This window comes from Agromyces soli, assembly GCF_022811605.1.
Classification (GTDB): Bacteria; Actinomycetota; Actinomycetes; order Actinomycetales; family Microbacteriaceae; genus Agromyces; species Agromyces soli.
The window spans coordinates 2,717,124-2,741,005 of the sequence record NZ_CP094533.1; the positions used below are offsets into that span (position 1 = coordinate 2,717,124).

The 23,882-nt window shown below is 71.8% G+C and carries 26 protein-coding genes, 2 tRNA genes and 1 riboswitch; of the genes, 13 read left to right on the forward strand and 15 right to left on the reverse strand.

The genetic code is table 11. The features are described from left to right. Positions 1-9 precede the first annotated feature (9 nt). The 7 genes from MTP13_RS13000 (at position 10) to MTP13_RS13030 (ending at position 5,758) form a co-directional block, all read left to right on the forward strand. A complete protein-coding gene (locus MTP13_RS13000) occupies positions 10-1,290 on the forward strand; it encodes a DNA polymerase IV (RefSeq protein WP_243568159.1) in 1,281 nt (426 codons plus the stop codon). A 63-nt stretch (positions 1,291-1,353) separates the two neighbouring features. Next, positions 1,354-1,689, forward strand: coding sequence for a hypothetical protein (locus tag MTP13_RS13005; RefSeq protein WP_243568160.1), 336 nt, complete (start codon positions 1,354-1,356; stop codon positions 1,687-1,689). An 83-nt stretch (positions 1,690-1,772) separates the two neighbouring features. After that, positions 1,773-1,883: riboswitch (TPP riboswitch) on the forward strand. 35 nt (positions 1,884-1,918) lie between these two features. Continuing rightward, positions 1,919-2,557: an ECF transporter S component gene (locus MTP13_RS13010; protein ID WP_243568161.1), complete on the forward strand. Its 639-nt coding sequence runs from the start codon at positions 1,919-1,921 to the stop codon at positions 2,555-2,557. Further along, positions 2,554-4,044 carry an ABC transporter ATP-binding protein gene (locus MTP13_RS13015; RefSeq protein ID WP_243568162.1) on the forward strand — a complete coding sequence of 497 codons (1,491 nt, stop codon included), beginning with the start codon at positions 2,554-2,556 and terminating at the stop codon, positions 4,042-4,044. The genes MTP13_RS13010 and MTP13_RS13015 overlap by 4 nt, the downstream gene beginning before the upstream one ends. After that, positions 4,041-4,907: an energy-coupling factor transporter transmembrane component T family protein gene (locus MTP13_RS13020; RefSeq protein ID WP_243568163.1), complete on the forward strand. Its 867-nt coding sequence runs from the start codon at positions 4,041-4,043 to the stop codon at positions 4,905-4,907. Before MTP13_RS13015 ends, MTP13_RS13020 begins: the two co-directional genes overlap by 4 nt. Continuing rightward, positions 4,904-5,458 carry a zeta toxin family protein gene (locus MTP13_RS13025; RefSeq protein ID WP_243568164.1) on the forward strand — a complete coding sequence of 185 codons (555 nt, stop codon included), beginning with the start codon at positions 4,904-4,906 and terminating at the stop codon, positions 5,456-5,458. Before MTP13_RS13020 ends, MTP13_RS13025 begins: the two co-directional genes overlap by 4 nt. A 42-nt stretch (positions 5,459-5,500) precedes the next feature. Further along, positions 5,501-5,758, forward strand: coding sequence for a hypothetical protein (locus MTP13_RS13030; protein ID WP_243568165.1), 258 nt, complete (start codon positions 5,501-5,503; stop codon positions 5,756-5,758). A gap of 37 nt (positions 5,759-5,795) precedes the next feature. Here MTP13_RS13030 and MTP13_RS13035 read toward each other — a convergent pair whose 3' ends face one another. The 6 genes from MTP13_RS13035 to MTP13_RS13060 all read right to left on the reverse strand — a co-directional run bounded on the left by MTP13_RS13035 (position 5,796) and on the right by MTP13_RS13060 (position 9,627). Beyond that, the gene (locus MTP13_RS13035) at positions 5,796-7,031 is read right to left on the reverse strand and encodes a D-alanyl-D-alanine carboxypeptidase family protein (RefSeq protein WP_243568166.1); all 1,236 of its coding nucleotides are present in this window, start codon (positions 7,029-7,031) and stop codon (positions 5,796-5,798) included. Between the two features lie 54 nt (positions 7,032-7,085). Further along, positions 7,086-7,433, reverse strand: coding sequence for a metallopeptidase family protein (locus MTP13_RS13040; protein WP_243568167.1), 348 nt, complete (start codon positions 7,431-7,433; stop codon positions 7,086-7,088). Between the two features lie 56 nt (positions 7,434-7,489). After that, positions 7,490-7,565 (reverse strand) — tRNA-His (locus tag MTP13_RS13045). Positions 7,566-7,604: 39 nt separating this feature from the next. Beyond that, positions 7,605-8,228: an oligoribonuclease gene (orn, locus tag MTP13_RS13050; RefSeq protein ID WP_243568168.1), complete on the reverse strand. Its 624-nt coding sequence runs from the start codon at positions 8,226-8,228 to the stop codon at positions 7,605-7,607. 64 nt (positions 8,229-8,292) lie between these two features. Beyond that, positions 8,293-8,365: transfer RNA gene (locus tag MTP13_RS13055), tRNA-Arg, on the reverse strand. A 41-nt stretch (positions 8,366-8,406) separates the two neighbouring features. Beyond that, complete coding sequence (locus MTP13_RS13060; RefSeq protein WP_243568169.1) at positions 8,407-9,627, reverse strand: cation:proton antiporter; 1,221 nt, start codon at positions 9,625-9,627, stop codon at positions 8,407-8,409. Positions 9,628-9,751: 124 nt separating this feature from the next. Between MTP13_RS13060 and nadE the strand changes: the two genes are divergently transcribed. Beyond that, positions 9,752-10,573 (forward strand): ammonia-dependent NAD(+) synthetase, encoded by an 822-nt coding sequence (gene nadE / locus MTP13_RS13065; RefSeq protein WP_243568170.1) that lies wholly within the window; start codon positions 9,752-9,754, stop codon positions 10,571-10,573. A gap of 123 nt (positions 10,574-10,696) precedes the next feature. On the opposite strand, the gene MTP13_RS13070 is transcribed toward nadE, so the two are convergent. Together MTP13_RS13070 and MTP13_RS13075 are read right to left on the reverse strand one after the other, a co-directional pair. Then, positions 10,697-11,377: a hypothetical protein gene (locus tag MTP13_RS13070; RefSeq protein ID WP_243568171.1), complete on the reverse strand. Its 681-nt coding sequence runs from the start codon at positions 11,375-11,377 to the stop codon at positions 10,697-10,699. Between the two features lie 81 nt (positions 11,378-11,458). Then, positions 11,459-11,698 (reverse strand): hypothetical protein, encoded by a 240-nt coding sequence (locus MTP13_RS13075; protein ID WP_243568172.1) that lies wholly within the window; start codon positions 11,696-11,698, stop codon positions 11,459-11,461. A gap of 273 nt (positions 11,699-11,971) precedes the next feature. Here MTP13_RS13075 and MTP13_RS13080 point away from each other — a divergent pair, with 273 nt between their 5' ends. From MTP13_RS13080 to MTP13_RS13095, 4 genes are read left to right on the forward strand one after another with little or no spacing between them, the layout of a single operon-like run. Then, a complete protein-coding gene (locus tag MTP13_RS13080) occupies positions 11,972-12,493 on the forward strand; it encodes a single-stranded DNA-binding protein (protein WP_243568173.1) in 522 nt (173 codons plus the stop codon). Between the two features lie 44 nt (positions 12,494-12,537). Continuing rightward, on the forward strand, positions 12,538-13,023 hold the full coding sequence (locus tag MTP13_RS13085; RefSeq protein WP_243568174.1) for a DUF6993 domain-containing protein: 486 nt from the start codon (positions 12,538-12,540) through the stop codon (positions 13,021-13,023). Positions 13,024-13,028: 5 nt separating this feature from the next. Then, positions 13,029-14,711: an energy-dependent translational throttle protein EttA gene (gene ettA / locus MTP13_RS13090; protein ID WP_243568175.1), complete on the forward strand. Its 1,683-nt coding sequence runs from the start codon at positions 13,029-13,031 to the stop codon at positions 14,709-14,711. Between the two features lies 1 nt (position 14,712). Beyond that, positions 14,713-15,192: an acyl-CoA thioesterase gene (locus MTP13_RS13095; RefSeq protein ID WP_243568176.1), complete on the forward strand. Its 480-nt coding sequence runs from the start codon at positions 14,713-14,715 to the stop codon at positions 15,190-15,192. A 12-nt stretch (positions 15,193-15,204) separates the two neighbouring features. On the opposite strand, the gene MTP13_RS13100 is transcribed toward MTP13_RS13095, so the two are convergent. The 3 genes from MTP13_RS13100 to MTP13_RS13110 all read right to left on the reverse strand — a co-directional run bounded on the left by MTP13_RS13100 (position 15,205) and on the right by MTP13_RS13110 (position 17,211). Next, complete coding sequence (locus MTP13_RS13100) at positions 15,205-15,693, reverse strand: DUF2231 domain-containing protein (RefSeq protein WP_243568177.1); 489 nt, start codon at positions 15,691-15,693, stop codon at positions 15,205-15,207. Positions 15,694-15,697: 4 nt separating this feature from the next. After that, a complete protein-coding gene (locus MTP13_RS13105) occupies positions 15,698-16,180 on the reverse strand; it encodes a QcrA and Rieske domain-containing protein (RefSeq protein ID WP_243568178.1) in 483 nt (160 codons plus the stop codon). A 149-nt stretch (positions 16,181-16,329) separates the two neighbouring features. Next, a complete protein-coding gene (locus tag MTP13_RS13110) occupies positions 16,330-17,211 on the reverse strand; it encodes an acyl-CoA thioesterase (RefSeq protein WP_243568179.1) in 882 nt (293 codons plus the stop codon). 90 nt (positions 17,212-17,301) lie between these two features. On the opposite strand from MTP13_RS13110, the gene MTP13_RS13115 reads away from it, so the two are divergent. Then, complete coding sequence (locus MTP13_RS13115) at positions 17,302-17,982, forward strand: DUF8185 domain-containing protein (RefSeq protein ID WP_243568180.1); 681 nt, start codon at positions 17,302-17,304, stop codon at positions 17,980-17,982. 7 nt (positions 17,983-17,989) lie between these two features. Here the strand turns inward: MTP13_RS13115 and MTP13_RS13120 are convergent, their stop codons facing one another. Genes MTP13_RS13120 through pepN form a run of 4 tightly spaced genes read right to left on the reverse strand, consistent with a single transcriptional unit; the run spans position 17,990 to position 23,834 of the window. Next, positions 17,990-19,648, reverse strand: coding sequence for an FAD-binding dehydrogenase (locus MTP13_RS13120; RefSeq protein WP_243568181.1), 1,659 nt, complete (start codon positions 19,646-19,648; stop codon positions 17,990-17,992). Between the two features lie 40 nt (positions 19,649-19,688). Further along, a complete protein-coding gene (locus tag MTP13_RS13125) occupies positions 19,689-20,096 on the reverse strand; it encodes a globin (protein WP_243570830.1) in 408 nt (135 codons plus the stop codon). Between the two features lie 44 nt (positions 20,097-20,140). Further along, on the reverse strand, positions 20,141-21,244 hold the full coding sequence (locus MTP13_RS13130) for a mechanosensitive ion channel family protein (RefSeq protein ID WP_243568182.1): 1,104 nt from the start codon (positions 21,242-21,244) through the stop codon (positions 20,141-20,143). A gap of 22 nt (positions 21,245-21,266) precedes the next feature. After that, on the reverse strand, positions 21,267-23,834 hold the full coding sequence (gene pepN / locus MTP13_RS13135) for an aminopeptidase N (protein WP_243568183.1): 2,568 nt from the start codon (positions 23,832-23,834) through the stop codon (positions 21,267-21,269). Positions 23,835-23,882: the final 48 nt, after the last annotated feature.

Here is a 23,882-nt window from a genome sequence, read left to right on the forward strand (position 1 = left end):
GGTCGCAGCATGAGCAAGCAGGACGGCTCGTCGAGGCAGGTCACCACCGGTCCCGTCGACGACTCCGGCACCCCCATCCTCCACGTCGACATGGACGCCTTCTTCGTCTCCGTCGAGCTGCTGAGCCGACCCGAACTGCGCGGCAAGCCCGTGCTGGTCGGCGGTACGGCCGGGCGAGGGGTGGTGTCGGCGGCGAGCTACGAGGCACGCCGGTACGGCGTGAACTCCGCGATGCCCATGTCGGTCGCCCTGCAGCGCTGTCCGAACGCCATCGTCCTCCGGGGCGACTACCGCAAGTACAGCGAGTACTCGCGTCGGGTGCTCACCATCTTCGAGTCGGTCACCCCGCTCGTCGAGCCGCTCTCGATCGACGAGGCGTTCCTCGACGTCTCGGGCGCGCGGCGGCTGCACGGCAGTCCCGCCGAGATCGCCTGGAGCATCCGCGAGCGCGTTCGGGCCGAGACCGGCCTCACCTGCTCGGTCGGCGTCGCCGCCTCCAAGTACGTCGCGAAAGTCGCCTCCGGGCGGGCGAAGCCCGACGGCATGCTCGTCGTGCCCGCTGACGAGACCGTCGCCTTCCTGCACCCGTTGCCGGTCTCGGCGCTCTGGGGCGTCGGCCGGGTGACCGAGCAGTCGCTCGCCAAACTCGGGCTGCACACCGTCGGCGACGTCGCGGCCATGCCGCCCGACGCCCTCGAACGGGCGGTCGGTCCCGCCCTCGCCGAGCGGCTGCTCCGACTCGCCAACGGCGACGATCCGCGCGAGGTCTCGACGCACCGGGTCGAGAAGTCCATCGGACACGAGACCACCTTCGGGCACGATCTCGCCGATCCCGCCGAGATCCGGCGTTCGCTGCTCGACCTCTCGGGCAACGTCGCGGTGCGGCTGCGGCGGGCCGGCATGGTGGCCCGAACCGTCGTGCTGAAGCTCCGCTACGACGACTTCCGCACGATCACCCGCTCACGAACCCTCGCCGAGCCGACCGACGTCGCCCGTCGCATCTACGACGAGGCCGTCGAGGCGATGGCCGGACTCGTCGGCCGGGGCGAGCGGGTGCGACTCATCGGGGTCAGGGGCGAGCAGCTGCGGCCGGCCGACGGAGGGTTCGCGCTGTGGGACCCCGATGAAGAATGGCGCGACGCCGAGCGCACGGTCGACCAGGTCGTGGCGAAGTTCGGCACGGGCGCGGTCAAGCCCGCAGCCCTCGTGGGTCGCGCGCCCGACCGCTCGGCGGCGGGGGCGCGATTCCGGCAGCCCCTCGACGGCGGCGATCGCCCCACCGAGCACTGAACGCGGCAGGCGGGCCGAGCGCAAGCCCTGGAGTCGGATCGCCGGCGCGGGTACCGTTGACGCATGGCTGAATTCGTGCTCGACCTCGCAGAGAACGTCGCCGGTGTCGGCGTCAAGACCTCCTACGGCGACGCCGTCGACCTCGACGGCACCACGGTGATCCCCGTCGCGCTCGGCTGGTACGGCTTCGGCGGCGGCTCAGGCACCGACGACGAGGGCCAGTCCGCCTCGGGCGGCGGTGGCGGCGGGGCATCCATTCCGCTCGGTGCATACGTCGGCCGCGGTGGTGGAGACGTCCGCTTCGAGCCGAACCTCATCGGGCTGCTGCTCGCCGCGACCCCGTTCGTCTGGGTCGCCGGCAAGGCGCTGAAGGGCATCATCCGCGCGTTGAAGCGCTGAGCGGCGCACCCGCCCACGACACGCGTCGTCACGACGCGCGGCGACGCCGGTCGGCACCTGCCGGCCGGCGTCGGCGTATACTTGTGCTCGAACACGGGAGTCCGGTGAGCCGGGCTGAGAGGAAGGTGCTCCAACCTTCGACCGTCGAACCTGATCTGGGTCATGCCAGCGCAGGGAGATCGATCTCTTCATTCCCGTGCCGCTTTCCACTGAAGAAAGGGCACGTACAGTGCACGCGAACGCGAACCAGCAATCCACCGTCGAGCGGCCCGCCAAGCGGACCCGCGACCTGCGCTGGCGGGTCGTCGACATCGTCGTCGCCGCCGTCATCGGCGTCGCGACGGGACTCCTCTTCCTGCTCTGGAACAACCTCGGCTACGCCTGGTTCTCCGCGGCCGACGCCCTCACGCCCGGCCTCGGCGGCATCGCCGTCGGCATCTGGCTCATCGGCGGCGTCCTCGGCGGGCTCATCATCCGCAAGCCCGGTGCGGCGCTCTTCGTCGAGCTCCTCGCGGCCGTCGTCTCGGCCCTCGTCGGCAATCAGTGGGGCATCGAGACGCTGTACTCGGGCATCGCGCAGGGCCTCTGCGCCGAGCTGATCTTCGCGCTCTTCGCCTACCGCCGCTTCGGGCTGCTGCCCGCGATCCTCGCCGGCGCGGCGTCGGGTGCGGGTGCCTGGCTGCTCGAACTGTTCACCTCGGGCAACCTGCAGAAGTCGCCCGAGTTCCTCGGCCTGTACTTCACCACGATCGTGATCTCCGGCGCGGTGCTTGCCGGCATCCTGGGTTGGATCATCGTGCGGGCTCTGGCCGCGACCGGCGCGCTCAGCCGCTTCGCCGCCGGACAGGACGTGACGCAGCGGGTATGAGCGGCACAGGAGACGGGCGCCCGGCGCCCGCGGGCGTGGAAGCGCGCGGCTGGGGCTGGCGTCACGCCGGCCGCCGCCGCTGGGCGATCGACGGACTCGACCTCAGCGTCGCGCCGGGCGAACGGGTGCTCCTCGTCGGCCCCTCTGGCAGCGGCAAGTCGACGGTGCTGCACGCTCTCGCCGGAGTCAACGACGGGGCGGAGGAAGGCGAGTCGGTCGGCGAGATGCTGATCGACGGGCTGCGACCCGCCGAGCGCCGCGGGCGCTCGGGCCTCGTGCTCCAGGATCCCGACTCGCAGGTGGTGCTCTCCAAGGTCGGTGACGACGTCGCGTTCGGCTGCGAGAACCTCGGCATCGAGCGATCGGAGATCTGGTCGCGCGTCCGGGACGCCCTCGACGCCGTCGGCCTGCAGCTGCCCCTGGACCACCCGACCAGCCGGCTCTCCGGCGGGCAGAAGCAGCGGCTCGCCCTCGCGGGCGCGATCGCGATGCGGCCCGGCCTGCTGCTGCTCGACGAGCCGACGGCGAACCTCGATCCCGCGGGGGTCGCCGAGGTGCGCGACGCGGTCTCCCGCGTGCTCGATCGCACGGGGGCGACCCTCGTCGTCGTCGAGCACCGCGTCGACGTCTGGCACCGGCTCGTCGACCGGATGGTGGTGCTCGGTCGCGACGGCCGGGTGATCGCCGACGGCCGGCCGGCCGAGGTGCTCGTGTCCGCCCGCGCCGAACTGCTGGCCGCGGGCGTGTGGGTGCCCGGCGAGCCGCTCGAGGTGGGCTCGGCCCGCGCCGTCACGGTGCCCGGCGACGAGGCGCTGCTGCGCGGGCACGAGCTGACCATCGGCCGCTCCGCGGTCCGCCCTCTCCTCGCAGAGATCGAACTGGCCGTCCCGGCCGGCGCCTCGACCGTGCTCACCGGGCCGAACGGTGCGGGCAAGTCGACCCTCGCGCTGACACTGGGTGGACTGATCCGGCCGCTCGCCGGCCGGGTCGCCGCTGCACCCGCCCTCGCGAGGGGGCTCGGGGGCGACCCTGCGGGCTGGCGTTCCCGGGAACTGCTGAGCCGGATCGGCACGGTGTTCCAGGAACCGGAGCACCAGTTCGTCGCCCGGACCGTGCGGGCCGAGCTCGGTGTCGCCCTCCGCGCGCTCGGCGCGAAGGACGCGGCGGCGCGCATCGAACCGGTGCTCGAACGCCTCCGTCTCGCCCACCTCGCCGAGGCGAACCCGTTCACGCTCTCCGGCGGCGAACAGCGCCGGCTGACGGTCGCCTCCGTCCTCGTCGCCCGTCCCGGTGTCGTGATCCTCGACGAGCCCACCTTCGGCCAGGACCGGTTGACCTGGATCGAACTCGTCCGGCTCGTCCGTGAGCTCACCGACGACGGCGTCGCCGTGCTCTCCGTGACGCACGATGCGGCGTACCGCGAGGCGCTCGGGGACGTCAGGTACGCCCTCGGCGCCGACGCCCTCGCAGAGGGCAGGGCGGCATGACCGGCCGGGTCGGTCGGGCCGAGCCGGTCACGACGCTCGTCGGGCGTCCGCCGAGCGTCGCCGCGGAGGCGGACGCGAGTGAGACGGATGCCTCGCGCGGCGCCCGCCTGCGGTTCCTGCCGCGGGTGAATCCCGTCACCAGGCTCGCGGCCGCGATCCTCGTGACCACGCCGCTGCTCTTCACGATCGACTGGCTGAGTGCCGCGATCGCGCTCGTGCTGCAGCTCGCGCTCTTCCTGCTCGCGGGGGTGCGTCCGTCGACGATGCTGCGCCGCTGCTGGCCGATCCTCGTGGCCGCGCCGCTCGCCGGACTCTCGATGCTGCTCTACGGGCGCCCGGCGGGCACCGAGCACTGGAGCTTCTGGCTCGCCCGGATCACCGACGGCTCGATCGAGCTGGCGATCGCGGTGACGCTGCGCGTGCTCGCGATCGGACTGCCCGCGGTCCTGCTCTTCCTCGACGTCGACCCGACCGAGCTGGCCGACGGGCTGGCGCAGGTGTGGCGCCTGCCGTCGAGGTTCGTGCTCGGCGCGCTGGCCGGGGCGCGCCTCATCGGGCTGTTCCTCGACGACTGGCGCGCGATGGGGATGTCGCGGCGGGCCCGGGGGATCGGCGATCACGGGGCGCTGCAGCGCTTCGCCACGATGGCGTTCGCGCTCCTGGTGCTCGCCATCCGGCGCGGCTCGAAGCTCGCGACGGCGATGGAGGCGCGGGGATTCGGGGCGCGGGCCGCGCGGAGCTGGGCCCGACCGTCGAGTATCGGTGGCGCCGACGCCGTGCTGCTCTTCATCGCGCTCGCGGTGGCCGCGTGCGCGATCGGCGGCGCGATCCTCGCCGGCACCTTCCACCCGGTGTGGTCGTGAGCGCGCCGACGCCCGCGCCGAGCGCGGCGGCGCTCGCCCGCGTCCGCGAGCTGCTCCGCCGGCGTCGACCGTCGCTCGTGGCGATCGACGGACCGAGCGGCGCCGGCAAGACCACGCTCGCCGAGGCCGTCGCCGCCGAGTGGCGTCGTGCTCCCGTGCTCGTCCAGCTGGACACGGTCTATCGCGGGTGGGAGGGCCTCGACGAGGGGGCTGCCGAGCTCCGCCGCCACCTCGTCCCGGCGGTCCGGGGCGGGAGGATCGGCCGAGTGCGCGCTTGGGACTGGGCCTCCTCGCGCCTCGACGAGGTGCGGACGGTGCGCCCGGGCCGTCCGCTCGTCGTCGAAGGGTGCGGGGCGTTCGCCGCCGTGGCCGAGCAGGCGGACGCGGTGCGCATTCTCGTCGAGGCGCCGCTCGGCGACCGGCGCGGCCGTGCGCTCCGGCGCGACGGCGGTGCGTTCGACCCCTACTGGGAACTGTGGGAGACCCAGTGGCGCCGGCATCGCGCACGTGAACGGGGCGGGGCGAGCCCCGACCTCGTCATCCGGCCCTGAGGCGCCCTCCCGTCGCGGCACGGCCGGGGCTACGGTAGTGGCATGACTGCAGACAACGCGCCCACCGAGTACCTCGCAGAATTCGTCGACGGCCCCCTCGAGGGCGAATTCGATCGTCGCGCCCTCGTGGACGGCGGATCGGAGGCACGGATCGGCATGGTGGCCGCGGTCGACGGCCTCGAGTCCCTGTTCTGGTACGACCGCATCGAGGAACGGGAGGTCGCCGGCGAGCAGCGCGCCCGCTACCGGTTCGATCCGAGCGACTCCGACCCGGTCGAGGCCGACGAGGAGAACGACTGAACCGGGTCGCGCAGCCTCGCTGAGCGCACCGGTGCGCTCAGCGGGACTGCTGGCTCTCGATGAACGCGCCGACGATGGCGGCGGGGTTCAGCAGCCGCCACATCGGACCCGGATCTCCGATCGCGGACTCGAGGGCGACGCTCGAGGAGAGCGTCGCACCGGCCACGTCGATGGCCACCTCGCCGACGTTGCGCCCGGCGGGGGCGGTGGTGAACGGTGCGACGTCGAGCGTGGGCGGGCCGGGCTCGGCACCCCAGGCCTCCGCTTCGCGGGAGCCGGTGGCGAGGAGCGCCGACCGCTCGCCCCAGGGCGCGCGCGCCTCGCCGTAGCTCGATCCCTCGACGATGACCGGGAGGGGTGCCGCCGCGGCGCCGACGCTCTGCACGAGCGCGGCGATCGCCGGGTCGAGGGTCTCGTAGTCGGGCATCCGCACGAAGGCGACGACGAAGTCGTCGGCTCCGTCGGCGGAACCGAGCGGGGCCCGTCCGACGAACACGAGTCCGGCCTCGTCCGTGAAGCCGCGCACCAGGGCGTCGAGGCCGTCATCGGCGGCGTGATCGGCGACATGCGGGATGTTCCGTTCCCCGGTGACCTGCACCCCGTCGACGATCGACGAGATGGCCGGCTGGGCCAGGGCGAGCGCCGCCAATCGGGCGACTTCCTCCGCGGTGCCGACGCTGTCGCCGGAGAGCCCCGTCGCGTCCGCCACTCGGAGCGTCTCGAAGTCGTGCGCCTCGAGCCATCCGTTCGCGCGGTCCACGTAGGCGTCGACGCTGCCGAACGCCCAGCGGGCGAGCGTGTCCGCGTGGTTGTTGCTGCTCGCCAGCAGCACGGCCCGCGTGACGTCGCGCTGCGACCAGCGGTCGCCGGGGGAGACGGGGAGGGTGCGCGTGCCCTCCTTCTCGGCCTGCAGGTACTCGGTGTAGTCCTGGGGGCCGATCGTGAGCTCCGCACCGGCGGCGTCGACCGGCAGCGAGAGCGCCTCGCTCGTGACGAGCACGGTCACGAGCTTCGCGGCGGCGCCGATCGGCAGGGGCTCGGCATCGCCGGCGGTCGCGAGGACGGCCGGGGTCTCGCCGACCCGGGCGACCGCGCTCGCTCCGTCGCCCGGCAGCGCGAGCGGAGCCGGCGGCTCCGCGGCCGGGGGAGCGGCGGCGACCACCTCGACCTCGGGCAGCGGCCCGAGCAGCATGGCCGGAGCGTAGGCCCCGACGCCGAGGATCGCGATCGCCCCGATGACGATGCCGATCGTGCGGCCGGGGGAAGCAGTCATGGAATCAGGCTACCTGCGAGCGCCTGCGACGCCGCTCGGCGCCACGGCCGAGGATCAGGCCCAGCCGAGCTCGTGCAGGCGGTCGTCGTCGATGCCGTAGAAGTGCGCGATCTCGTGCACGAGCGTGACGTGGATCTCGTCGCGCAGCGTCGCCTCGTCGTCGCAGATCGCGAGCAGGGGCTCCCGGTAGAGGATGATCCGATCGGGCATCTCCCCGAAGCCGTAGCGGTCGCGATCGGTGAGGGCGGTGCCGTCGTACAGCCCGAGGAGGTCGAGCGACCCGTCCTCCGGTCGGTCCTCGACCACGAAGACGACGTTCTCGAGCCCGTCGACCATGTCGTCGGGGAGGAGGTCGAGCTCGTCGACCACGATGCGCTCGAAGGCCTCGGCGTCGAGTTCCATGCGTGCTCCTCACCCGGATGCACGATGGCCCCGACGCGGTGTCGGGGCCATCGGATTGGGGTGAGTAACGGGGCTTGAACCCGCGACCTCCTGGACCACAACCAGGCGCTCTACCAACTGAGCTATACCCACCATGCGCCACCGCAGAATGCGGGAGGCAACTCCACGAGCTTACACCACGTCGGGCGTGAACTCGTTCACGACAGCGGCGGAAATCGCCTGCAGTTCCTGGCTGGTCGGGCCGGGGTCTGCGACGAAGACGGCCCGGCGGTAGTACCGCAGTTCGAGGATCGATTCGAGGATGTCGGCGAGCGCGCGATGCCCGCCGTGCTTGGCGGGCGCGTTGAAGTACGCGCGCGGGTACCAGCGCTTCGCGAGCTCCTTGATGGAGGAGACGTCGACGTTGCGATAGTGCAGGTGGGCGTCGAGCCGGGGCATGAACTTCGTGAGGAACGCGCGGTCGGTGCCGATCGAGTTGCCCGCGAGGGGCGCCTTCTGCTGCTCCGGGACGTGCTGGAGCACGTATTCGAGCACCTGGTACTCCGCGTCGGCGAGCGAGACGCCGCTCGGGATCTCTTCGATGAGACCCGACTCGGTGTGCATCGCGCGCACGAAGTCGTTCATGTGCTCCAGCGCGCTCGCATCGGGCTTGATGACGATGCTGATGCCGTCGTCGACGGGGTTCAGCTCGTAATCGGTGATGACGACGGCGATCTCGACCAGTTCGTCGACCTCGAGGTCGAGTCCGGTCATCTCGCAGTCGATCCACACCAGTCGGTCGCTCGCACTTGCCATGCGGCGAGTCTACCGGCGAGCGGGGCGCGGGCAGGAAGCCGGCGCTGCGGCCGGTTCATCGGCGTCCCCCCGGAGAGATTCGAACTCCCGACCAAGTGGGTAGAAGCCACCTGCTCTGTCCACTGAGCTACGGGGGGCCGGCGCGACCGCCGAACATAGCATAGCGAGCCCGGGCGCCTCAGCCCTCCGTGGGCACGTCGAGACGGTCGGGACCGGGCGCGCTCGGCGCGTCCGCGGCGCGACGCCGGAGGGAGAGCGCGACGAGCGGGAAGACGAGCACGGAGAGCATGCCGGCGCCGACGAGCGCCGCCGCGGTGCCGCTCGGCAGCTCGCCGCGATCGACGCCGATCGCGGTCACGGCGACGATGATCGGGAGGCCGGTCGCGCCGAAGAGCAGGGTCGCGCCGCGGTCCCGCCAGTCGCTGCCTCGCGGGGCGGCGAGCATGGACGGGATGCCTCGGACCACGAGCAGGAGCAGTACGAAGATGGGGAGCAGCACCAGGTTGCGCGGGTCCGCGGTGAGGCCTGCGAGGTCGAAGGTCACGCCCGTGTTGATGAAGAAGATCGGCACGAGGAAGCCGTAGCCGATCGCCTCGAGCTTGCGTTCGATGAGCTCGGTGTCCGGCTGCGGTGCGCCGTTCAGCAGCAAACGGTACAGCACGCCCGCCGCGAAGGCACCGAGGAGCATGTCGAGGTCGAGCACCGTGCTGAGCGCGACGAGGGCGGCCAGGATGAGCAGCACGAGCCGCACCGCGAACTGCCCGCTCGTGCGGAGCGTCGCGGCGATGACGCGGTGCAGGCGGCGCCCTGCGCCGCTCGCGGCCGCCCAGATCGCGAGGCCGGTGATGACGGCGAACGCGAGCAGCACGAGGGTCGCGATGCCGGGCGCGCGGCCGCTGAGGAACAGCGAGATCGCGATGAGCGGGCCGAACTCGCCCACGGCGCCGATCGCGAGGACACCGATGCCGAAGGGGGTGCGCAGCTCGCCGGCGTCGCGGAGGACCGGCATGATCGTGCCGAGTGCGGTCGAGGTCAGCGCGATGCCGATGAACGCGGCGGCCGGCAGTGAGGGCGCGAGGAGCGCGGCGATGCCGACGCCGGCGCAGAGCGACACGACCCAGCCGATCGCCGCTCGGCTCAACGGGCGGCCCCGGATCGTGCGCAGATCGATCTCGTTGCCTGCCAGGAAGAACAGCATGGCGAGGCCGAAGTCCGCGAGCATGCCCGTGAAGTCGTCCGGTCGGATCCAGCCGAGCAGCGAGGGGCCGAGCACGAGCCCGAGCACGATCTCGAAGACGACCAGGGGGATGGCCACGAGCTTGCCGACGGCGCGGACGAGCAGCGGCGCGGCGACCGCGACGGCGGGGAAGAGCACGAGCGTGCCGATCGAGACGTCCATGGTTCCCCCTCCGGCCCCGACCGCCCTGGACCGGTGCATCCGGTGCCGCGAGCGCTGCGCTGCCGCCGAGCGTATCGCGCGGCCGCGTAGCACGGTCGAAACACGCGAGCGCTAGGGTCGAGGCATGCGAGCGATGCAGGCCACGATCATCGAAGAACTCCACGTCCGCCCCCGGATCGACGCGGCCGAGGAGGTCGCCGAGCGCGTGCGATTCCTGCAGGACTACGTGCGCCGCGCGGGCGCCGCGGGCCTCGTGCTCGGCATCAGCGGCGGCCAGGACTCCTCGCTCGCCGGGCGGCTCTGCCAACTGGCGGTCGAGGGCCTGCGGGCGGACGGGCACGACGCGAGATTCGTGGCCGTGCGCCTGCCCTATCGCGTGCAGCGCGACGAGGACGACGCGCAGCTCGCACTGGACTTCATCCGCCCGGACGAGCGCGTGGTCTTCGACATCGGTCGAGGCGTCGACGGGGTCGACGAGGAGTACGCCGACGCGCTCGGGGTGGAGCTGAGCGACTTCGGCAAGGGGAACGTGAAGGCCCGGGTGCGCATGATCGCGCAGTACGCGATCGCGGGGGAGCGGCGGATGCTGGTGGTCGGCACCGACCACGCAGCAGAGGCCGTCACGGGCTTCTTCACGAAGTTCGGCGACGGCGGCGCGGACCTGCTGCCCCTCACCGGACTGACCAAACGCCAGGGACGCGCGCTGCTCGAGGTCCTCGAGGCGCCGGAGCGGCTGTACCTGAAGGTCCCCACGGCGGATCTCCTCGATGACGACCCTGGGCAGTCGGACGAGGCGAATCTCGGCTTGAGCTACGAGGACCTCGACGACTACCTCGAGGGGCGCGACATCGATGACGCGGTCGCCGAGCGCATCGAGGCCCGGTTCGTCCAGAGCCGGCACAAGCGTGAGACGCCGGCGTCGAAGTTCGACCGCTGGTGGCGCTAGCCGCGGCAGTCGGCTTCGACGAGAGACGGAAGAAGCCCCGTCGGACCTGGTCGGTCCGACGGGGCTTCCGCACTGGTGGGTCGTCGAGCGCCGCGGCGCCCGAGTGCGCGACGGGCTGAGCGCTCAGCGCGCGGAGTCGCTGGAGGCGAGCGGCGTCGTGGGTGCGGTCTGCGGCGCCGAAGGCTGCGCCGCGGTCGACACCGGGAGGGTTCGGGCGTCGGCGACGGGGTCGGCGTCGCGGAACCGCTCGTGGTGCTGCGTGGCGACCCAGGCGTCCTGGTCGTCGAGCATGGTCTGCTCCGGCTCCTGCCGCTGCGTGCGCCACCGGTCGAGATCGCTCTGGAACTGGCGCTTGGTACGTGAAGGACGACGCTGCCACTCGAGCAGGCGGTCGCGGAACTCCGCCACCGCGGGGTCGAGCTGGTAGCCGAACGTCGCGGAGGCGCGCTTCAGTTCGTGCAGCTGATGCGCCGACCAGTTCGCGGCGACATCGGCGCCGCGGATCGGGAGGGTGCGGACGAGGATGTCGGCCTGCCCGACCGCGCGGTCGGCGAGCACCTGCTCCTGCGGAGTCAGCGAGTTCCACACGGACGCCTCGGTCGCCGCGTCGACGAGAGCGGCGATCGCGGCCGTCTTGAGCTCGCGATCGCGTTGGGCGACCACGCGCTTGACCGCCCCGCTCGCGATCCACGCGGCGAGCAGTCCGGCGGCGAGGACCGCGAGGAAGAGCACGGCGGCCGAGAAGATCGCGGGCCGCGAGGCGCTCGAGTCGAGCCAGGAGATGAGATCAGTCCACCACTGCATGAGCGCAGCGTAACCGCCGCACCGGCGTGCGCCGGAGCGTGCGCGCGGCGTGCCACGAAGCCGCTTCGCCGGGTCGTCGGATCAGCGGAAGACCTCGGCCGCGTCACGCGGCGACCAGAACTCGCCGAGCTCGATGCCCTGCCGGCCGCCCGGGAGGACGCGCCGCGAACTGAAGCGCTCGACGCCGCCGATCTCGCGCCGGCGGATATGGCCGAGCAGCGCGCCGTCGCTCGCCGCGACCCGCCAGAGGTCGGGCGCTGCCGCAGCGAAGCTCAGACCGGGGATGCGGTCGGGGAACGGCTCACGGATCGAGATGGTCATGGACATGTCGCTCCTCTTCTCTCGTGCAGCCGGCCCTGCGTCTTCTTTCGAAGCTACGGGCGACCGCCGACATCGCCCGGGGCGGCGGGCGGGCGCGCTCGTCCCCACCCGCGCGCACCGCTCCGGCGTTCTCCACAGAAGCGCGCCCCGCGCCGCAGGGACGGATCGCCCCCCGAGAGGCTGAGTCGCACGCGGCATCCGGGGCGATCCCGGCACGAGCGCTCCGGATGCCGCCAGGGCGCCGAGCGGCGGCGCCCGGAGAGCGAGGAGACCATGAACGAGGACAACATCGCCGTGACCGGCATCGTCGGCAGCGACCCGCGCACGTATGTGACCGCGAAGGGAGTGCCGATCGTGTCGTTCCGGCTCGCCTCCTCGCGACGCGTGTTCGACCGCGAGCGGGGCGAGTGGCACGATGGCGAGACCAATTGGTACACCGTGTCGGCGTTCCGGAGGCTGGCCGACCATGTCGGCTTCTCGGTGCGCAAAGGCGAGCACGTCGTCGTCACCGGGCGCCTGCGTATCCGCGCGTGGCAGACCGCGGAGCGCCAGGGCACCACGGCCGAGATCGACGCCGAGGCGATCGGTCATGACCTCAACTGGGCGATGACCCGGCCGCGACGCATCCAGCCCGGTGTGAACGATGAAGTGCAAGCGATCGTCGCGAGCGCCGAACCCGGCGTCGAGGTGGCGGAGCACACTGACGAGCTCGACGAGCTCGAAGAGCTCGACGACGGCGAGAACGAGCGAGGCTTCGATGATGCCTTCCAGGCGCTCGCCGGACCGAGCACCTAGACTCTTGGGGTGCGGCGATCGCCGCCCCGAACGAGGAGCGAGCGATGCGACGGCGAGTGGGTCAGGCGGCGGGCGCAGCGGCGCTGACCCTCGCGACCGCGGTCCTCCTGGCCGGCTGCTTCGGGGGCGCCCCCACCCCGAGCGAGAGTGCACGGCCGAGCCCCGACGCGAGCACGCCGCCGACCACGGTCGCGCCGCTCGTGCTGCAGCCCGACGCCTCGGCCGAAGAGAACCTGCCGTTCTTCGATCAGGTGAACGCCGGTGTCGTCGCCGCGAACGCCGCTGCCGGCGGGCGCGACTTCATCGACGCCCTCGTCGCCGCCGGCTTCGACAAGGCGGCGATGTCGCTGACCTCCGATCAGACGACCCTCGGCGAGCCCGCCGACTCGATCCAGTTCGCCGTCGCCTTCCAGGGCGCCTGCCTCGTCGGGCAGTACGGACCGAAGTCGGGCGGCTACCACGGGGCGGTGCGCCCAGTGCTCGGCAGCGGCGGATGCCTCATCGGACAGACCCGGCCCATAGACTGGTAGACGACATGGCTGAATACATTTACTCGATGGTGCGCGCCCGCAAGGCGGTCGGCGACAAGGTCATTCTCGACGACGTGACGATGGCGTTCCTCCCCGGAGCGAAGATCGGCGTCGTCGGCCCGAACGGGGCGGGAAAGTCCACGATCCTGAAGATCATGGCCGGACTCGACCAGCCCTCCAACGGCGAGGCGCGGCTCACGCCCGGCTTCTCGGTGGGCATCCTCATGCAGGAGCCCGAGCTCGACGAGTCGAAGACGGTGCTCGAGAACGTGCAGGAGGGCGTCGGCCCGATCAAGGGCAAGATCGACCGCTTCAACGAGATCTCGCTGCTGATGGCCGAGCCGGACGCCGACTTCGATGCACTGCTGGCCGAGATGGGCACGCTGCAGGAGGAGATCGACGCGGCCGACGCATGGGACCTCGACTCCCAGCTCGAGCAGGCGATGGACGCGCTGCGCTGCCCGCCGGGCGACGAGCAGGTCTCGGTGCTCTCGGGCGGTGAGAAGCGTCGTGTCGCGCTCTGCAAGCTGCTGCTGCAGAAGCCGGACCTGCTGCTCCTCGACGAGCCGACCAACCACCTCGACGCCGAGAGCGTGCTCTGGCTCGAGCAGCACCTCGCCAAGTACCCCGGCGCCGTGCTCGCCGTCACGCACGACCGGTACTTCCTCGACCACGTCGCGGAGTGGATCTGCGAGGTCGACCGCGGTCGGCTCTACCCCTACGAGGGCAACTACTCCACGTACCTCGAGAAGAAGGCCGAGCGCCTCGAGGTGCAGGGCAAGAAGGACCAGAAGCTCCAGAAGCGCCTGCGCGAAGAACTCGACTGGGTCCGCTCCAACGCCAAGGGGCGCCAGGCGAAGTCGAAGGCGCGTCTGGCCCGCTACGAGGAGATGGCGGCCGAGGCCGAGCGCACGCGCAAGCTCGACTTCGAGGAGATCCAGATCCCGCCGGGCCCGCGCCTGGGCGACATCGTCCTCGAGGCCAAGAACCTGCAGAAGGGCTTCGGCGATCGCAAGCTGATCGACGGCCTGAGCTTCTCGCTGCCGCGCAACGGCATCGTGGGCATCATCGGCCCGAACGGCGTCGGCAAGACCACGCTCTTCAAGACGATCGTCGGCCTCGAGCCGCTCGACGGCGGCGACTTGAAGATCGGCGACACGGTCAAGATCTCCTACGTCGACCAGAGCCGCGGCGGCATCGACCCGAAGAAGACGCTCTGGGAGGTCGTGTCCGACGGGCTCGACTACATCCAGGTCGGCAAGACCGAGGTGCCGAGCCGCGCGTACGTCTCCACGTTCGGCTTCAAGGGCCCCGACCAGCAGAAGCCGGCCGGCGTGCTCTCGGGCGGTGAGCGCAACCGGCTCAATCTCGCGCTGACGCTCAAGCAGGGCGGCAACCTCCTGCTGCTCGACGAGCCGACCAACGACCTCGACGTCGAGACGCTTTCGAGCCTCGAGAATGCGCTGCTCGAGTTCCCCGGCTGCGCCGTGGTCATCACCCACGACCGGTGGTTCCTCGACCGCATCGCGACGCACATCCTCGCCTACGAGGGCACCGAGCAGGACCCGGCGAACTGGTACTGGTTCGAGGGCAACTTCGAAGCGTACGAGGCGAACAAGGTCGAGCGTCTCGGCGCCGACGCCGCGAAGCCGCACCGCTCCACCTACCGCAAGCTCACCCGCGACTGACATGCGACTGCACGTCCCGACCCCGCTCCGCTGGAGCGACCTGGACGCGTACGGGCACGTCAACAACGCCCGGATGCTGAGCCTCCTCGAGGAGGCTCGCATCCAGGCGTTCTGGGTGAACGACGACGGCTCCGTCGAGCACGCCGTGGGCGCCTCCACGGCCGTGCTCGACGCGACGCCGGGCGCGACGACGGTCACGCTCATCGCGCGGCAGGAGGTCGAGTACCTCGCGCCGATCCCGTATCAGCGGCTCCCGCTCGACATCGAGCTCTGGATCGGCCATATGGGCGGGGCGAGTCTCGACGTCTGCTACGAGGTGTACTCGCCGCTCGGGGTCGAACCGCGCACGCTCTACACGCGGGCGTCGACGACGATCGTGCTGGTCGATGCCGCGAGCGAGCGCCCCCGTCGCATCACCGACGAGGAACGAGCCGCCTGGGAACCGTATCTGGAAGAACCGGTGGCCTTCCGACGACGCTGAGCGCCGCGCGCGTCACTGCTGCAGCGGATCCTCGCTGAAGCCGCCCTCCCAGACGGCACGGCTGCCGGACTCGCCGATCGAGACGAGCGTCAGCACGGTGCCCGTCCCGACGGCGAGGGCCGCGACCGCCAGCACGGCGGACACCGCGAGGCGCGCCCCGCGGCCGGTGAGTCGCCGTTCGCCGAGCGCCCACACGGCCACCGCCAGCGCGACGGCGAGCAGCCCCACGAGCCACGGCACGATGGACTCGCCGCGTGCGGTGTGGTCCTGGATGAGCGGCGCCGGCGGGACCCGCACCTCGAGCCACTTCCCGGCCTCGATGGTGACGAGTCCGATCGGCAGCAGCAGCGCGGTGCCGAGCAGCGTCGGCAGCCAGAGCGTCCGTCGTGCCCGCGGCCAGACCGCGAGCACGACGAGCAGCAGCGCGCACAGCGGCGTGAGCACGAGGACCGCATGCACGAGCAGCACGTGCAGCGGCAGGCCCGCGATCTGGTAGTTCACTGGCTCACCCGGAGACGACGACGCGGTCCCCGTCGACCTCGACCGGGATCGCGGTCAGCGGCTGCAAGGCTGGGCCCTGCAGCACGTCGCCGGTCGCGGCGTCGTACTTCGAGCCGTGGCAGGGGCAGTCGAACTCGGCCCCCGCCGCCGCGACCACGCACTGCTGGTGGGTGCAGATGGCGCTGAAGGCCATCACGGTCCCCGCCGTGGGCTGAGACACGAGGAGCGCCTCGCCATCCACCGTCGCCGACACGCTCCCGCCGACGGGGACGTCGGCGAGCTTCACCAGCTCGCTGCCCGGCGCCAGTGCAGCGCCGGACTCGCCGCCGCTGCTCCCGCCTCCGGCAGCGCCGGAGCCGCCGGTCGATCCGGAATCGCCGGTGCCGCCGGAGGGCCCGCCGGTGGCGCAGGCCGCGAGCGCGAGCGCGCCGCCGGAGCCGCCGAGCGCGATGAGCGCGCGTCGGCTGAGTCGAGTGGAATCGGACATCGGCGACCTCCTCGTCCCCGACCTCGGCGGGCCGGTGAGCCGATTCTGCCGCAACTCGGCCAGCCGTGGAGGAATCCTCAGCGCGCGTCCAGCTCCGTGAGTGGCCGGAGCCGGGCGGCGCGGGCGACCCGAGCCGAGGGAGACGCGGCTCAGTCGAAGGCGCCCGGATCGGGCACCCGCACCATGCCCTCCTGCGCCACGCTCGCGACCAGCATCCCGTCGCGGGTGTAGATCCGACCGAGCGACAGGCCGCGGCCACCGGCCGCCGACGGCGACTCCTGCGTGTACAGGAGCCACTCGTCGACGCGCGCATCGCGGTGCCACCACATGGCGTGGTCGAGGCTCGCGATCTTCAGGCCCGGAGTCGTCCAGGCGACCCCGTGCGCGCGGAGGATCGGCTCGAGGATCGAATAGTCGCTCGCGTAGGCGAGGGCGGCGCGGTGCTGGTTCGGGTCGTCCGGCAGTCGGCCGAAGGCGCGCATCCAGACGGCCTGCCTGGGCACCCGCTCGCCCTCGACCTCGAGGTAGATGGGCGAGGGCACATGACGCATGTCGAACGCCCGCTCGCTGGCCCAGTACCGGGCGACGTCGTGGTCGACCGTGCCGAGCACGTCGGCGGTGGACGGCAGGCCCTCCGGGTCCGGCAGGTCGGCGGGCATCGCCAGCTGGTGCTCGAGCCCCTCGTCGCGGGTCTGGAAGGAGGCGATGAGTGAGAGGATCGGCTCGCCGTTCTGGAACGCGTGCGTGCGCCTCGTGGAGAACGAGCGACCGTCGTGCAGGCGGTCCACGGAGAACGTGATGGGGTGCTCGACGTCGCCCGGGCGCAGGAAGTAGCCGTGCATCGAGTGGATGACCCGTTCGGGCTCGACCGTGTGCATCGCCGCCATGAGGGACTGGGCGAGCACCTGTCCGCCGAACACGCGACCGAGCGGCATCCACTGCGACGGGCCGGTGAAGATGTCCTCGGTGGTGCGCGCGCCCGTGTTCGTGAGGTGGAGCGTGCTCAACAGTCCGTCGATGGGTCCGTTCACCCGTGCCTCCAGCGAAAAGCTCCGATGCGCTCCGGATCGAGCGCGCGGCGCGGCCGTCCGGCCGCCGCCCCTTGGTAGTTTAGACAGGACATGGTTCAGCACTTCACGCTCGCCGACAGCCTGTCGCTCGGCGACCTGCACACGTATCTGCAGCGCGCCGCTCGCGTCGACGAGGGCTCGGTGCGGCTCATCGCCGGTTCCGGCATCCTCGCCGTGTACTCGGCGATCCTGTATCCCCGCGGCATCCTCGACGAGACCCCCACCGTGCTCGGCCTGCGCACCTTCGCGCTCGAGGAGACCGAGGACTTCGACATCGTCGTGCCGCTCCGATCCTTGACGGACCGCATCGCGCGGGCGAAGGCCGACGTCGACCCCGACGACCCGTCGCGTCCGGTGACCATGTCGCGCCCGCACGAAGTGAGCACGGTGACCTGGGCCGGCATCTCGCCGCCGCGCGGCGGCTGGCGCTCGATCGGGTCCACCGACGCCGCCACCCTCGAACGGGCCGCTCGCGCCGGGATCGACGAAGTCGCCGAGGCGATCCCCGACGGCACCGGCGAGCAGCTCGTGCAGCGGGTCCGTTCCGAGGTCTGGGGCCGCGGGGTCGAGGGGCTCGAGTACGTTCCGGCGGGCGCCGCGTTCGCGACCTTCAGCCTCGGCTTCCTCGGCGATGACGAGGTGTCGATGTTCGAGACCGGTCCGTGGACCAGGCTCTCGACGAAGCGAGGCCACGTGCTGGTGCGTCAGCGGCCCTGGTCGCTGAAGAGCTGACCGCCCCTCAGCCGGCCGCGATCGCGCGCCCGGCGGCCCGTCCGCTGAACAGGCAACCGCCGAGGAAGGTGCCCTCGAGGGCGCGGTAGCCGTGCACGCCGCCCCCGCCGAAGCCGGCCGCCTCGCCGACCGCGTAGAGGCCGGGGACGGGGGCGCCGTCGGCGCCGAGCGCGCGCGAGGACAGATCGGTCTGGATGCCGCCGAGCGACTTGCGCGTCAGCAGGTGCAGCTTCACGGCGATGAGCGGACCGTTCGCGGGGTCGACGAAGCGGTGCGGCGCGGCGACGCGGATGAGCTTGTCGCCGCGGGAGGCGCGAGCGCCGCGGACTGCGGCGAGCTGCGCGTCCTTGCCGAAGTCGTTCTCGAGCGCCCGGTCGTGCGCGAGCACTTCGCGGGCGATGTTCGCGATGTCGAGCTCGACGTCGGGGGAGCGGCGCCGCATCTCCGCGAGGAGCTCGTCGAGGGTGTCGGCGACGATGAAGTCCGCCCCGTGCTCCTTGAACGCCTCCACCGGGGCCGGGGCGCCGGAGCCGAGCCGCTGGGCGAGCAGCTTCAGGTCCTTGCCCGTGAGGTCGGGGTTCTGCTCGCTTCCGGACAGCGCGAACTCCTTCTCGATGATCTTCTGGGTGAGCACGAACCAGGAGTGCCCGTAGCCGGTCGCCACCAGATGCTCGAGTGTGCCGAGCGTGTCGAAGCCGGGGAAGAGCGGTGCGGGCAGCCGCGAGCCCGTCGCGTCGAACCAGAGCGAGGAGGGACCGGGGAGGATGCGGATGCCGTGCTTCGGCCAGATCGGGTCCCAGTTCTGGATGCCCTCGACGTAGTGCCACATGCGGTCGCCGTTCACGAGTCGGGCACCGGCATCCGCGGTGATCTGCAGCATGCGGCCGTCGACATGGGCCGGGACGCCGGAGAGCAGCTCGCCCGGCGGGGTGCCGAGGCGCTCGGGCCAGAACTGCCGCACCAGCTCGTGGTTGCCGCCGATGCCGCCGGAGGCGACGACGACGGCGGGGGCGCGCAGCTCGAACTCGCCCACGACGTCGCGAGTGCTCGGCGCCCCTCGTTCGGCGTCGTCCTCGGCGAGGACCGCGCCGCGCGCGCCGACGACGGCGCCGCCCTCGACGATCAGCTCGTCGACGCGGTGCCGGTGCCGGAACTCGACGAGGCCGGCCGCCTCGCCGGCCTTCACCCGGGCGATGAAGGGGGCGAGCACGCCCGGCCCGGTGCCCCAGGTGATGTGGAAGCGGGGGACCGAGTTGCCGTGCCCGAGCGCGCGGCCGTCGCCGCGTTCCGCCCAGCCCACGACGGGGAAGAAGCGCACGCCCTTGCCGTGCAGCCAGTCGCGCTTCTCGCCGGCGGCGAACTCGAGGTAGGCCTCGGCCCAGCGCCGCCCCCACTCGTCCTCTTCACGGTCGAAGCCGGCCGTGCCGGCCCAGTCCTCGCTCGCGAGTTCGAGGGAATCGCGGATGCCCATCCGCCGCTGCTCGGGGGAGTCGACGAGGAAGAGGCCGCCGAACGACCAGTGCGCCTGCCCGCCGAGGCTCGCGGCGGGCTCCTGGTCGAGGATCAGGACGCGGCGGCCGGCGTCGACCAGTTCGGAGGCGGCGACGAGGCCGGAGAGGCCTGCGCCGACGATGATCGCGTCGGGGGTGCGGTCGGATGCTGCCACGTGGACTCCTTCGTCGCTTCGGGTGGTGGCGGTGCGGGGCTCAGTCGTCGAAGGTGTTCACCATCGCGAATGCGGCCCGCTGCAGATAATCCCACAGCGTGGCCTCGGCGAGGGGCGGCAAGTCGAGGGAGTCGACGGCGCGGCGCATGTGCGCCAGCCACCGGTCCCGGGCGTCGGGGTTGACCTTGAACGGCAGGTGACGCATCCGCAGTCGCGGGTGGCCGCGTTCTTCGCTGTAGGTGCCCGGCCCGCCCCAGTACTGCTCGAGGAAGAGCTGCAGCCGCCGGGCCGCGGGCCCCAGGTCCTCCTCCGGGTACATCGGCTTCAATACCGGGTCGTCGGCGACGCCGCGGTAGAACTCTGCGACCAGCCGTTCGAAGGTGGCGCTGCCGCCGACCGAGTCGTAGAAGGTCTGGCCGAGCCCGGGGCCGTGCTCGCTGCCGCGCAGCTGCACCCCGGCAGGCGGCACCTTGGCCTGGTCGTTCGCGTCGCTCACAGCGTCGTCCCTTCGTCGTCGGCGGGGCGTCGCTTCGCGGCGCGAGACGGCTTCGCCTTGGGAGTGTACGGCTCAGCACCGGGGACGACGGCATTCGGTGCCGTCCGGGGCGGACGCGCGCCCTTCACCCGGGTGACGCTGTCGAAGCCGGCGAGCACCACCGAGTTCATGCTCGGCAGCTTCACGCCCATCTCGTCGAGCGAGTGCTTCAGCCGGACCCGCAGCTCGCGCGCGACGTCGTCCTTCGAGGAGGTGCGCACCTTCATCACGATCCGGATGATGAGCGCCTCGGCGGAGATCGACTCGAGGCCCCAGATCTCGGGCTTCTCCAGAATGCGGCTGCGCCACTTGCTCGACTTCGCCATCTCGGTGGCCGTGCGCAGCATCTCGGCCTCGACGGCCTCGACGTCGGCGTCGTACGGCACCGCGAGGTCGAGGATGACGCGGGCCCAGCCCTGCGACATGTTGCCGACGCGGAGGATCTCGCCGTTGCGGACGAACCAGAGCGTGCCGTTCACGTCGCGCACGGTGGTCACCCGGATCCGCACCTCCTCGACGATGCCGGTCGCCGGCCCCAGGTCGACGACGTCGCCGACGCCGAGCTGGTCCTCGACGACCATGAACAGGCCGTTGAGCGCGTCCTTCACGATGTTCTGCGCACCGAAGCCGAGGCCGGCGCCGATCGCCGCCGAGAGCAGGGCGAAGGAGCCGAGCAGCGTGTTGTCGATCGTGTTCACGATCATCAGCACGACGACGATGAAGAGCGTCACGTTGACGATGTTGCGCAGCACCGAGCCGAGCGTCCGCGTGCGCTGCACGAGCCGCACGGCCGCGAGCGGTGAGGCCTGCAGCGCCTGCGTGTCGGTGACGTCCTGCTTCTTCTTGACCCCGGAGACGATCTGCTTCACCACGCGGTCGATGACGAAGTGCAGCACCCAGCGGATCAGCAGCGCGATCCCGACGATGAGCAGGATGGCGATGAGCTTGCCGACGATGGTGCCCCAGTGCTCCGACCAGAAGGTCGCGATATCGGTCCAGAATCCGGGGTCGACGGGGGTGTCCTCACCGTTGGCCAGGAGCGTTTCAACGAACACGAGCATGATGGCCCGAGTCTAGTGAGCGCTACTGGGCATCGACGGTGAGGGACGCGGTGTCGCGGGCACGGGCCGCGAGGGCGCGGTCCAGCTCGGCGAGCTTCTCCGAGACGAGGCGTGCGAGCGGGGCGGGCTCCGGGTTCCGGTCGAGCCAGCCGCGGGCGAGCTCGGCGAGCTCGTCGTCGACGAGGGCGGCGGGGAAGAGCCCGCGCACGATGATCGCGGCCATGTTGAAGCTCCGGCTCGCCCACACCTCCTGCAGCTCGTCGAAGTAGGCGGCCGCCGTCGGGGCGAGCAGCTCGGCCGGGCGGGCCCGGCGCCAGCCCTCGGCGATCGCCCGCGCGAGGTCGTTGGAGAGCGAGGCATCCCGCATCACCCGCTCCCACGCTGCCCGCTTGACCGCAGGGTCGGGGCGGGCGGCACGGGCGGTCTCCGCGAGCTGACGCCCCTTCGCCGTGTCGTCCGCGGCCAGCGCGCGGTCGATCTCGTCGTCGCTCGCGACGCCGAGCGCGGACCGGGCGATGACGAGCTCCCAGCGCAGGTCGAGGTCGATCTCGAGTCCGGCCACGGCGGTGCCGCCGTCGGCGAGCCCGTCGAGCAGCTCGGCGTGCGCGGAGCTGGACGCGACGCGGATGAACGCCTTCACGAGCTGCAGCTGCGCGTCCGAGCCGGCGTCGGCGAGCTCGGCGAGCGCCCAGATCGCGTCGCCGGCCTCGCCGACGATCCGCTCTCGGTGCTCGTCGGCGAGGTACTGCGAGAGGGCGAGCTCCAGCCGGGCGAGGGCGAGACCGCGCGCCGAGGACTGCGTCTCGCGCCCGATGTTCGCGAGCACGAGCCGCACGAACGCCGAGGCGGGCAGCTCTGCGTCGCGGACGGCGTCCCACGCGGAGCCGAGCACGACGGCCCGAGCGACGGGATCGTCGATCGCCGAGAGGTGGTCGAGCGCCGTGGCGAAGGACTCGTCGTCGAGCCGCACCTTCGCGTAGCTGAGGTCGTCGTCGTTCACGAGCAGCAGCGCGGGGCGGGCCAGTCCGACGAGCTCCGGCACCTCGGTCGCGGCCCCGTCGAGATCGAGCTCGACCCGGTGCACGCGCACCAGCCGCTCGTCCTGGAGCTCGTAGGCGCCGATCGCGATCCGGTGCGGCCGCAGCGTCGGGTGCTCGGCAGCGGCGGTCTGTTCGACGCGCGCCGCCGTGATCCGGCCCGAGGCATCCGTGTCGATCACCGCGCGCAGCGTGTTCACCCCCGCGGTCTCGAGCCAGCGCGCCGACCAGTCCGCGAGGTCCCGTCCGCTCGCCAGCTCGAGCTCCGCGAGGAGGTCGGCCAGCGTCGCATTGCCGCCGCCGTGCTTCGCGAGGTACGCGCCCACGCCGCGCTGGAACGCATCGAGGCCGACCCACGCCACGAGCTGCTTCAGCACGGAGGCGCCCTTGTCGTAGGTGATCGCGTCGAAGTTCACCTCGACATCGGCGATGCTCGGAATCTCGGCGACGATCGGATGCGTCGACGGCAGCTGGTCCTGCTCGGCCGCGTGCGTCTTCTCGTCGCTCGCGAACGTCGCCCAGACGCCGGTGAACTCGGTCACCTGCGAGGTCGCGAGCGTCGAGGCCCAGGTGGCGAACGACTCGTTCAGCCAGATGTCGTTCCACCAGCGCATCGTCACCGAGTTGCCGAACCACATGTGGCTGAGCTCGTGCAGCACGACGATGGCGCGCTGCTCGCGGCGGGCGTCGGACACCCGCGAGCGGAACAGGTAGGACTCGTTGAACGTCACCGCGCCGACGTTCTCCATCGCACCCCAGTTGTACTCCGGCACGAAGATCTGGTCGTACTTGCCGTACGGGTACGGGACGCCGAAGGCCTCTTCGTAGAACGCGAGGCCCGCGGCGACCGTGCCGAACATCATCTCCGGGTCGGCGTACTCGGCGAGCGAGGCCCGCGTGAACAGGCCGAGCGGCACCTCGCGGCCGTCGACGCTCGCCGCGCTGCCTCGCCAGCTCGCGTAGGGGCCGGCGACGATGGCGACGATGTAGCTCGAGATGACGGGCCCGGTCTCGAAGCGCCAGACGGCGTTCGGCGTGCCCGGGATCGGCTCGGCCGCGGGGGAGGGCGCGTTGCTCAGCACGGACCAGTGCGCCGGGGCGCTGATCGTGAAGCGCACCGCGGCCTTGAGATCGGGCTGGTCGAAGACCGCGTACACGCGGTTCGCCTCGGCGACGGCGAACTCGGTGTAGAGGTACCGCTCGCCGTCGACCGGGTCGACGAAGCGGTGCAGGCCCTCGCCGGTCTTGGAGTACGCGTTCGTCGAGACGACGCGAAGCTCGTTCTGCTCGGCGAGCCCGTCGAGGCGGATGCGCACGCCGTCGCTGACGACCGCCGGGTCGAGGGGGCTCCCGTTCAGAGTGAGCTCGTGGATCGCCCGGGTGTTCGCCTCGATGAACGTGGCGGCGCCGGGGACCGCGGTGAAGCGGGCGATGGTCTCGCTGCGGAACGTCTCGCCGTCGTCGGTGAGGTCGAGCACGACCTCGTAGCTCGGCGCGCCGACGATCGCGGCCCGTTCCTCGGCTTCGACGCGGGTGAGGTTGGCAGCAGGCATGGACGATCCCTTCGTAGCGATGGCGCCGGACCAGCCTAGCGAGCCGCC

What these genes read in the sequence shown, in the direction of transcription:
- nadE (WP_243568170.1), top strand. Translation starts at nt 9,752, where the DNA reads ATGCGAGCGATGCAGGCCACGATCATCGAAGAACTCCACGTCCGCCCC.
- MTP13_RS13075 (WP_243568172.1), bottom strand. Translation starts at nt 11,698, where the DNA reads ATGACCATCTCGATCCGTGAGCCGTTCCCCGACCGCATCCCCGGTCTG.
- MTP13_RS13070 (WP_243568171.1), bottom strand. Translation starts at nt 11,377, where the DNA reads ATGCAGTGGTGGACTGATCTCATCTCCTGGCTCGACTCGAGCGCCTCG.
- MTP13_RS13130 (WP_243568182.1), bottom strand. Translation starts at nt 21,244, where the DNA reads ATGCTCGTGTTCGTTGAAACGCTCCTGGCCAACGGTGAGGACACCCCC.
- MTP13_RS13105 (WP_243568178.1), bottom strand. Translation starts at nt 16,180, where the DNA reads ATGTCCGATTCCACTCGACTCAGCCGACGCGCGCTCATCGCGCTCGGC.
- MTP13_RS13095 (WP_243568176.1), top strand. Translation starts at nt 14,713, where the DNA reads ATGCGACTGCACGTCCCGACCCCGCTCCGCTGGAGCGACCTGGACGCG.
- MTP13_RS13015 (WP_243568162.1), top strand. Translation starts at nt 2,554, where the DNA reads ATGAGCGGCACAGGAGACGGGCGCCCGGCGCCCGCGGGCGTGGAAGCG.
- MTP13_RS13020 (WP_243568163.1), top strand. Translation starts at nt 4,041, where the DNA reads ATGACCGGCCGGGTCGGTCGGGCCGAGCCGGTCACGACGCTCGTCGGG.
- MTP13_RS13060 (WP_243568169.1), bottom strand. Translation starts at nt 9,627, where the DNA reads ATGGACGTCTCGATCGGCACGCTCGTGCTCTTCCCCGCCGTCGCGGTC.
- MTP13_RS13030 (WP_243568165.1), top strand. Translation starts at nt 5,501, where the DNA reads ATGACTGCAGACAACGCGCCCACCGAGTACCTCGCAGAATTCGTCGAC.
- ettA (WP_243568175.1), top strand. Translation starts at nt 13,029, where the DNA reads ATGGCTGAATACATTTACTCGATGGTGCGCGCCCGCAAGGCGGTCGGC.
- pepN (WP_243568183.1), bottom strand. Translation starts at nt 23,834, where the DNA reads ATGCCTGCTGCCAACCTCACCCGCGTCGAAGCCGAGGAACGGGCCGCG.
- MTP13_RS13115 (WP_243568180.1), top strand. Translation starts at nt 17,302, where the DNA reads ATGGTTCAGCACTTCACGCTCGCCGACAGCCTGTCGCTCGGCGACCTG.
- MTP13_RS13085 (WP_243568174.1), top strand. Translation starts at nt 12,538, where the DNA reads ATGCGACGGCGAGTGGGTCAGGCGGCGGGCGCAGCGGCGCTGACCCTC.
- orn (WP_243568168.1), bottom strand. Translation starts at nt 8,228, where the DNA reads ATGGCAAGTGCGAGCGACCGACTGGTGTGGATCGACTGCGAGATGACC.
- MTP13_RS13005 (WP_243568160.1), top strand. Translation starts at nt 1,354, where the DNA reads ATGGCTGAATTCGTGCTCGACCTCGCAGAGAACGTCGCCGGTGTCGGC.
- MTP13_RS13040 (WP_243568167.1), bottom strand. Translation starts at nt 7,433, where the DNA reads ATGGAACTCGACGCCGAGGCCTTCGAGCGCATCGTGGTCGACGAGCTC.
- MTP13_RS13080 (WP_243568173.1), top strand. Translation starts at nt 11,972, where the DNA reads ATGAACGAGGACAACATCGCCGTGACCGGCATCGTCGGCAGCGACCCG.
- MTP13_RS13000 (WP_243568159.1), top strand. Translation starts at nt 10, where the DNA reads ATGAGCAAGCAGGACGGCTCGTCGAGGCAGGTCACCACCGGTCCCGTC.
- MTP13_RS13035 (WP_243568166.1), bottom strand. Translation starts at nt 7,031, where the DNA reads ATGACTGCTTCCCCCGGCCGCACGATCGGCATCGTCATCGGGGCGATC.